The sequence below is a fragment of the Zavarzinia sp. genome (genome assembly GCF_049306435.1).
Lineage (GTDB): Bacteria > Pseudomonadota > Alphaproteobacteria > Zavarziniales > Zavarziniaceae > Zavarzinia.
Genome location: NZ_JBAQRT010000299.1, coordinates 1 through 7,364 on the forward strand (window position 1 = coordinate 1; position 7,364 = coordinate 7,364).

Annotated in this window: 9 protein-coding genes; 2 read left to right on the plus strand and 7 right to left on the minus strand. The window is 67.4% G+C overall.

What is annotated here, in order from left to right:
- Together WAZ62_RS16815 and WAZ62_RS16820 are read right to left on the minus strand one after the other, a co-directional pair.
- On the minus strand, positions 1–1,037 hold a 1,037-nt coding region (locus tag WAZ62_RS16815; RefSeq protein ID WP_422644689.1), incomplete at its 3' end, for a murein transglycosylase A.
- A gap of 9 nt (positions 1,038–1,046) precedes the next feature.
- Positions 1,047–1,763, minus strand: coding sequence for a Tim44/TimA family putative adaptor protein (locus tag WAZ62_RS16820; protein WP_422644690.1), 717 nt, complete (start codon positions 1,761–1,763; stop codon positions 1,047–1,049).
- Between the two features lie 135 nt (positions 1,764–1,898).
- On the opposite strand from WAZ62_RS16820, the gene secB reads away from it, so the two are divergent.
- A complete protein-coding gene (gene secB, locus WAZ62_RS16825; protein ID WP_422644691.1) occupies positions 1,899–2,402 on the plus strand; it encodes a protein-export chaperone SecB in 504 nt (167 codons plus the stop codon).
- 74 nt (positions 2,403–2,476) lie between these two features.
- Here the strand turns inward: secB and dnaQ are convergent, their stop codons facing one another.
- The 4 genes from dnaQ to WAZ62_RS16845 are packed head-to-tail and all read right to left on the minus strand — an operon-like array spanning position 2,477 to position 5,247.
- Entirely contained in the window at positions 2,477–3,145 is a 669-nt protein-coding gene (gene dnaQ / locus WAZ62_RS16830) for a DNA polymerase III subunit epsilon (protein WP_422644692.1), read from the minus strand.
- Positions 3,145–3,786, minus strand: a complete 642-nt coding sequence (gene coaE / locus WAZ62_RS16835) for a dephospho-CoA kinase (RefSeq protein ID WP_422644693.1) — start codon at positions 3,784–3,786, stop codon at positions 3,145–3,147. Before coaE ends, dnaQ begins: the two co-directional genes overlap by 1 nt.
- Entirely contained in the window at positions 3,770–4,609 is an 840-nt protein-coding gene (locus WAZ62_RS16840; RefSeq protein WP_422644694.1) for a shikimate dehydrogenase, read from the minus strand. The genes coaE and WAZ62_RS16840 overlap by 17 nt, the downstream gene beginning before the upstream one ends.
- Positions 4,606–5,247 (minus strand): Maf family protein, encoded by a 642-nt coding sequence (locus WAZ62_RS16845; RefSeq protein WP_422644695.1) that lies wholly within the window; start codon positions 5,245–5,247, stop codon positions 4,606–4,608. The genes WAZ62_RS16840 and WAZ62_RS16845 overlap by 4 nt, the downstream gene beginning before the upstream one ends.
- Positions 5,248–5,317: 70 nt before the next feature.
- Between WAZ62_RS16845 and WAZ62_RS16850 the strand changes: the two genes are divergently transcribed.
- The gene (locus tag WAZ62_RS16850) at positions 5,318–6,406 is read left to right on the plus strand and encodes a hypothetical protein (protein WP_422644696.1); all 1,089 of its coding nucleotides are present in this window, start codon (positions 5,318–5,320) and stop codon (positions 6,404–6,406) included.
- 20 nt (positions 6,407–6,426) lie between these two features.
- On the opposite strand, the gene WAZ62_RS16855 is transcribed toward WAZ62_RS16850, so the two are convergent.
- Positions 6,427–7,011, minus strand: coding sequence for an NAD(P)H-dependent oxidoreductase (locus WAZ62_RS16855; RefSeq protein ID WP_422644697.1), 585 nt, complete (start codon positions 7,009–7,011; stop codon positions 6,427–6,429).
- Between the last annotated feature and the right edge of the window lie 353 nt (positions 7,012–7,364).

The window sequence follows — 7,364 nt, forward strand, 5'->3', positions numbered from 1 at the left end:
GCCCCGTCCTCTGCCGCCGGCAGGCTGGCGTCGAGCCAGATGGGCAGGCCGAGGGGCAGGAACTTGCGATCGACGGCGAGCGAGCGGCCGGGCGTCAGCGCCACCCCTTGCGCCCCGAGCGGCCCCGGCCCGTCGCCGAGGTCGCGGAAGAAGACATAGGACGGATTGCGGTTCATCAGCGCCGCCGCCTGATCGGGATGCGCCGCCAGCCAGGCCTTGATCGACTGCATGGTGACCTTGCCCTTTTCAAGGAGGCCATCCGCCAGCATCACCTTGCCCAACGCGACGTAAGGGTGGCCGTTCTGGCCGTCGAAACCGACGCGGAGGATCCGGCCATCCGCCATGCGGACCCGGCCCGAGCCCTGGATTTCCAGAAAGAAGGCTTCGACGGGCGAGGCGACGAAGGCAATCTCCAGCCCCTTGCCCGCCAGCGCGCCGGCGGCGATGCCGGCCCGGTCGTCATAGGGTTTCAGGCGTCCGTCGACCACCCGGCCGGCGATGCGCTGGCCCTTCAGCTCGTCGCGGAATTCGCCGAGATCGACCTGCACCAGATCGCCTGGCCGGCGATAGAGCGGCGTGCGGTTGGTCTCGTCCGGGGCGAGGGCGCCGTCCAGTTCCGGTTCGTAATAGCCGGTGAACAGTCCCTCCGCGCTCTCGCCGTTCAGGGCGGCGACGGGACGGAAGCGGTCCTCGAGGAAGCGGCGGACGGTATCGGCGTCGGGCGCGGCCAGTTTCGCCGCCTCGGTGCAGGCGGCGGTCCAGTCGGCGACCGTGCCGGCGATGCCGAGGCTGGTTTCCGGCTTTCGCCGCATCTGCCGCTCGCAGGACAGGCGGAAGGCCGGCCAGGCTTCGTGGGCGGCATCATCGCCCCAGCCGGGAAGATCGGCGAAACCGGCGGGCGCCAGAACGAGGCGGGGCGGCGCCTCCGAGGGCGGCCGTGGCTTCGGCGCGGCCAGCAGGGCAAGGCCGATCGCCGTCAGGGTGGCGATGGTCAGCGCGACCGGGGCCGGCGAGAAAATTCGGCGAAACAGGCCCATGGCGCCCGGTCAGGCGTTGCCGGGACTGGTGGCCACGAGCTGCCAGTTGGGATCCGGGTTGCGGGTATCGCGGGCGAAGGTCCAGATATCGATCATCTCGCACACCGCGGTCGGGTGGCCTTCGATCACATGGCCCTGAGCATCGCGTACCACCGATATGCCGTCGGAGACGAAGCGCACGGTGATTTCGGCCGTGCGGCCCTTCATCACGCCGCTTTCGATCGTCGCCGACTTGAGGGTGACCAGCGTGTGTTCCGCGCTTTGCCCCGCGGCCTTGCGATTGGCGATGACGTCGGTGAACCCGGCCAGCACATCCCTGGCGACCAGGGGCGCCAGCACCGCCTCGTCACCCTTGGCGAAGGCATTGACGATCATCTCGTAGGCGAAGCGCGCGCCGCCGAGGAAGGTTTCCGCCTCGAAATGGCGATCGGCCAGGCGGATATCGGTCAGATTGGGGCCGGGGGGCGCGCCCGCGCTTTCGGGCAGCTTGCGGGTCGGCAGGGCCACCACGCGCTCGTCCGCCGCCGGGGGGGCAGGCCGGGCGAAAGGATCGCGCGGCTGTTCCTCGCCCGTGCGCTGGCCCAGCACGCTCCACAGGCGAAAGCCGATGAAGCCCGCGATCGCCGCCAGCAGGACAATGTCGAGATATTCAAAGCCGCCCATGGCACTTTCAATCGTGATGCCGGAAACCATCGCGAAGACCGGCGGAAAAGCTGGCGCCAGCATAGCCGCCTCACCTGCCCGAATCCAGCCGGGATCCCCGCGATCAGAGATAGGTCCTCGACACGGAATTCCAAGGCCCGCTTGTCCCGGAATCGCCCCTGTGGTAGCGGAGAGGCCGATTTTCCAGGAATGGCGACCATGACCGACACCCAAGCCCCCACCCCCGATCAGGCGCCCGCGCCGGACCAGGCCAATCCCGTCCAGTTCTCGGTGATCGCGCAATATGTCCGCGATCTCTCGTTCGAGAATCCGGGCGCGCCGGGCAGCCTGGCCCTGACCCAGCAGCCCAAGATCGATATCGGTGTCGATGTCCAGGCCCGCCGCCTGCCGGAAGACCGCTTCGAGGTCGAACTCCGCATCCGCGCCAATGCGACCGATGCCGAGGGCAAGCCCGCCTTCGTCGTCGAGCTGGTCTATTCCGGCCTGTTCCTCGTGCGCAATGTGCCGGCCGACGCGCTGCAGCCGCTGTGCCTGATCGAATGCCCGCGCGTGCTGTTCCCCTTCGCCCGCCGCATCATCGCCGATGTGACCCGCGATGGCGGTTTCCCGCCGCTGATGCTCGATCCGATCGATTTCGTCGCGCTGTACCGCCAGCACCTGTCGCGCGCCCAGGCGCAGGCCCAGGCCGCGCAGCAGCAGTAAGGCCGGTTGGCGCCTTCGGGCGCCTTCTCGTCACGAGGCCCCGGCCTTCGCCGGGACGACGACCTGAAGGGTTCCTATTCGGCGGTCCAGAGCGCGGCCTTGATCCCGGCGATCATCTCGGCATGGGCGGCCAGTTCTTCCTCGGTCGGGGCGTGGGGGCGCGGAGGGCGCACTTCGCGCAGCCTCGTCTCGATCCTCGTGCCGGTCGAGCGGGCCAGGGAAAAACCCTGCTGCCGGCCGCCGATCAACTCGAGATAGACCGCCGCCAGCAATTCGCAGTCAAGCAGCGCGCCATGCTTGCCGCGTTTCGACAGATCGACATCGAAGCGTTTGCACAGCGCGTCGAGGCTGGCCGGCGCGCCCGGAAACTTCCGCCGCGCGATCAGCACCGTGTCGATCGCCCGCTCCATCGGGAAGCCTTCGCGCTCCAGACGGGTCAGCTCCATGTTCAGGAAGCCGATGTCGAAGGCGGCGTTGTGGATGATGAAGGGCGCGTCGCCGATGAAGTCGAGGAAATCCTCGACCACATCGCCAAACAGCGGCTTGTCGGCCAGGAATTCGTTGGTGAGGCCGGTGACGCCCAGCGCGCCTTCCGACATTTCCCGCTCGGGATTGACATAGACCTGATAGGTCCGCCCGGTCGGGACATGGTTCATCAATTCGACGCAGCCGATTTCGACGATGCGGTCGCCATTGGCGAATTCGAAGCCCGTGGTTTCGGTGTCGAGAACGATTTCACGCATCACGCCAGCCTTTCCGCCTGTTTCGCCGGGGGATCGGTCAGCAGGCGCTGGACGATCGCCGCGACATGGTCCCGGGCGACATCGAGGCCCTGATCGGTCGGGATGACGAAATCCGCCTTGGCCCTCTTGTGACTGTCGTGCAGTTGCCGGGCCAGGATTTCCTGCAGCTTTTCCTCGGTCATGCCCGGCCGCTCCAGCACCCGGCGGCGCTGGACATGTTCGGGCGCCGAGACGACGGCGACATAATCGGCGCGGGTATGGCCATTGGTCTCGAACAGCAGGGGCACGTCCATCACGACGAGCGGGGTTTTCCGCGCCATTTCCGTGACGATGAAATCGCGCTGCACCTCGCCGACCAGCGGATGAATGATCGCTTCCAGTCGCCGCCACGCCGTCTTGTCGCCGGCGATTTCCTTCGACAACAGGGCGCGGTCGACCGCGCCATGGCGGACGACGCCGGGAAAGGCTTCGCCGATCGGCCCGACCGCCTTGCCGCCGACATCGTAAAGCCCGTGAACCGAGGCATCGGCGTCGTATACCGGCACGCCCAGCGCCCGGAACATGCGCGCGGTCTCGCTCTTGCCCATGCCGATCGAGCCGGTGAGGGCAAGGATGATCGGCCTTTCACGCACCGAGGACATGACGCCGCAACTCCTCCGTCACTTCGGGTTCCACGCCGAACCAGGCGGCGAAGCCCGGCACCGCCTGATGCAGCAACATGCCGAGCCCGTCGACCACCGGGTTGCCCCGCGCCCGGGCGCGGGCCAGAAGATCGGTTTCGAGGGGCGCATAGACCGCGTCCGTGACCACCGCCTTGCGCGGCAGGCCGTCGAGCGGAAGATCGAGCGGCGGTTGCCCCGTCATGCCAAGGCTGGTCGTGTTGACGAGAAGATCGAGATCGTCCATGCGGTCGGCCCGTTCGTCCCAGGGCACGGTCACGACATAGGGCTCGAAGCCATGGGCGATGGCGCTGGCCTTTTCCGGGCTGCGATTGGCCAGCTTGATCTCGACGACGCCCGCCTCGATCAGGCCGGCGACGATGCCCCGCGCCGCGCCGCCCGCGCCGATCACCATCGCCGTCGCCCCGTCGAGCGTGAGGCCGGGCGCGCCCTGGCGCAGGTTGGCGATGAAGCCCGGCGCGTCGGTGTTGCGCCCGGTCAGGGTGCCGTCCGCCTCGACGATCACCGTATTGACCGCGCCGATATGGCGGGCGGCATCGTCGATCCGGTCGAGCAGCGGGATCGCCGCTTCCTTGTGCGGCACCGTCAGGTTGCAGCCGCGAAAGCCGAGCTTGGGCAGGGCGCGCAGCGCTGCCTGCAGATGTTCGGGCCGGACCGCCATCGGCACATAGGCGCCGTCGATATCATATTGCTCGAGCCAGAAGCCGTGCAGCCGGGGCGAGCGGGAATGCCCGACCGGCCAGCCCATGACACCCGCGAGCTTCGCCTTGCCGGAAATCGTCATGAGCCGATCGCCCCCCTCAGTCGCAGATAGTCGAGCACGGCCAGCAGCGGCATCCCGAGGATGGTGAAATGATCGCCCTCGATCCGGTTGAAAAGCTGAAGGCCAAGGCCTTCCACCTGATAGGCGCCGACCGAGGACAGCACGGCATCGCCCGCGGCGGCGAGATAGGCGTCGAGGAATTCGTCAGAAAACGGCCGCATTTCCAGTGTTGCCTCGGCGATGTGGCGCCAGACCGGCGCCCCGTTCTCGCAGACGACAACGGCCGAGATCAGCTTGTGCCGACGGCCGCGCAACGCACGCAAATGGGCCCTGGCATGATCCCTGTCCGCCGGCTTGTCGAAGACCAGATCGCCGAGCACCAGCACCTGATCGGCGCCGACGACAAGCGCGCCCCGGTTGCGGTGCGAGACCTTGGTCGCCTTCAGTTCGGCGAGGAAATCCGCCATGTCGCGCGGCGAGACTTTCTCGGCGGCCATGGAGCGTTTCAGCTCGGCCTCGTCGAGATTGGCGGGATCGAGGCCGACCGGCACGCCGGCATCGGCGAACATGCGCCGCCGTGCCGCGCTGGCCGAGGCGAGGACGATCGCGCGCGCCGCCGGCAGGGTGACCGGCGGCATTTCGTTGCTTGGGGGGGTCATGAGCGACATGCTATCTCTATGGAGAGATTTTTCCCTCCTTGCAACGGGGCCAGCAAGTGCCGGACAGGGCATGAGTGAATTTTCAGAACTCGAACGCCGGCCCATTGGTGCCGGCGAGCCGGCCGACCTGTTCCTGGTCACCCGCAACCGGCTGACCGAATTCCTGCTGAACTATTCGCTGATCGAAAGCTATTTCGCCTTCGTCCGGGCGCGGAAGCCTTACCCCTTCCTCTCGCGCGACGCGGTCGTGCCGGGCAGCGCCGTGCCCCGGGGCGAGCAGCGGCACCAAAATACCGCGTTCATGATCCTGCTGGACGAGCCGTTGCCGGATACGCTGATCAAGCACTTCCGCCTGCGGAAATCGAACCGGGTGACCGCGCCCAACATGCGCGCCCTGTGTTCCGATGTCGTGGTCGAGGATATCGAGCCCGGACAGCTCGACCTGTCGTCGTCGGACAGCGACGCGCTGTTGCGAAAACTGCTGCCGATCGATTACGCGATCCTGGGCGAACGTGCGACACCGGGCGGCGCGCCCCAATTGTCCCACGCCCATGTGAAGATCGAGCGCCTGACCGACAATGCCCTGCGCGAGCTCGGCCTCGACCTTGGCTATGTCGAGCGGCGCCTGTTCGAGCGGGGCGAGGATTACGCCGACGCGCTCGAGGCCAAGTTCTACGAATATTACGGCTTTCCCGGCAATTCCTCGGGCCGGAAATCGGCGGCGGCCATGGCGGCGCAGATGCTGACCAAGGCTGGAACCCGTTTCTGCGTGCTGCTGGCCAATCAGGACGATTGCCGCATCACGGTGCTGGATGATGGTCCCTTCATCACCCAATACATGCTGATCCGGCTCGACCGCGACGATACCGCCCGGCTGATCCGTACCGCGCGCGCCTTCGGGGCGACCGGCGCCGGTCCCTACACGCTGATCCGCGACGCCCGCGATGCCTCGATTGTGCTCTACCGGGTCGATTTCGCCCGGGCGGCCCCGGCGCGGGGCCGTGTCCGCACCGATGCCGACCGTCTGCTGCGCCAGCCCTGGCTGGAGATCGTCGACGAATGGATCGTCAAGGTGCCCAGCGCCGACCATGTCGAGCCCGACGAGGACGCCGCCGACCTGCCGGTGTTCCTGCCCTATGTCTGGGCGAGATCGGTCTGAATATCCTCGAGGTCAATCCACTAGCGGGCAGCCCGCCCGGCCCGGCGCATCTCGTCCAGCCAGCCGCGGACCTTGTCCGGCGTTGCATTGGTGACGAGGCCGAACAGGCTCTGCCGCACCACGCGGATGCCGATGAAGGCGAGGATGTTGCGCCGGATCACCTTCAGGCCATGGCCGCCGAACCAGAAGCGGTAGAGCAGCGTCGGCATCCCCATGGTGACGACGAGGCGCGCCGTGCGTCCGGCCATCAGGCTTTGCGGGCCGCCCTTCTCCGGGAAGACGAAGGCGCCGCCCGGGCGCAGCACCTGTTCGAGGAAAGCCTTCACCAGCGCCGGCATGGTGCCCAGCCACAGGGGGAAGACCAGCACGATGTGATCCGCCCACAGCAGATCCTCGACCGCGCCGGCGAGGCCGGGCGGGATCGGCTCGTGCTCATAGGCGTGTTGCGACGACAGCAGCGGGAAGTCGAGCGCGGCGAGGTCGATCCGGCGCAGCTCGTGCCCCCCGTCCCGCGCGCCTTCGGCATAGGCATCGGCGAGGTGGCGGCACAGGCGCGCCCCGTCGCGGTCGGGGTGGCCCTGGATGAGGATGATCTTGCTCGGCATGGCGGCTTCCGTGGCTTTGTCCCATCAGGACAGGGCTGGAGACGGCGGGCATTGACCTGGCTCATGCCCCGAAAATAAGCACATCGGCAATCGTGCCGACGAAATGCACAGATGGCGATCAGTAAATTCTGGCGTGTGTTCGCGGATCATTTCCGCCGGATCAGGGTTATTCTCGATGTCGACACTGAACCGTCGAACAAGGATACGAGGAGAATCATGAAGACTTCGGCCATTGCTCTCGCGCTTCTTCTTGCCGCCGGCCTTGCCGCCTGCGACGACAGCAAGAAGGAAGGTTCGGCCGAGCAGCAGGCGCCCGCCGCGGCGCCGGCGACCGCCGGCACGCCGGCCCCGGC

Excerpts from the sequence above, each read along its gene's own strand:
- secB (WP_422644691.1), top strand. The coding sequence starts at position 1,899 with ATGACCGACACCCAAGCCCCCACCCCCGATCAGGCGCCCGCGCCGGAC.
- WAZ62_RS16845 (WP_422644695.1), bottom strand. The coding sequence starts at position 5,247 with ATGACCCCCCCAAGCAACGAAATGCCGCCGGTCACCCTGCCGGCGGCG.
- WAZ62_RS16820 (WP_422644690.1), bottom strand. The coding sequence starts at position 1,763 with ATGCTGGCGCCAGCTTTTCCGCCGGTCTTCGCGATGGTTTCCGGCATC.
- WAZ62_RS16850 (WP_422644696.1), top strand. The coding sequence starts at position 5,318 with ATGAGTGAATTTTCAGAACTCGAACGCCGGCCCATTGGTGCCGGCGAG.
- dnaQ (WP_422644692.1), bottom strand. The coding sequence starts at position 3,145 with ATGCGTGAAATCGTTCTCGACACCGAAACCACGGGCTTCGAATTCGCC.
- WAZ62_RS16840 (WP_422644694.1), bottom strand. The coding sequence starts at position 4,609 with ATGACGATTTCCGGCAAGGCGAAGCTCGCGGGTGTCATGGGCTGGCCG.
- coaE (WP_422644693.1), bottom strand. The coding sequence starts at position 3,786 with ATGTCCTCGGTGCGTGAAAGGCCGATCATCCTTGCCCTCACCGGCTCG.
- WAZ62_RS16855 (WP_422644697.1), bottom strand. The coding sequence starts at position 7,011 with ATGCCGAGCAAGATCATCCTCATCCAGGGCCACCCCGACCGCGACGGG.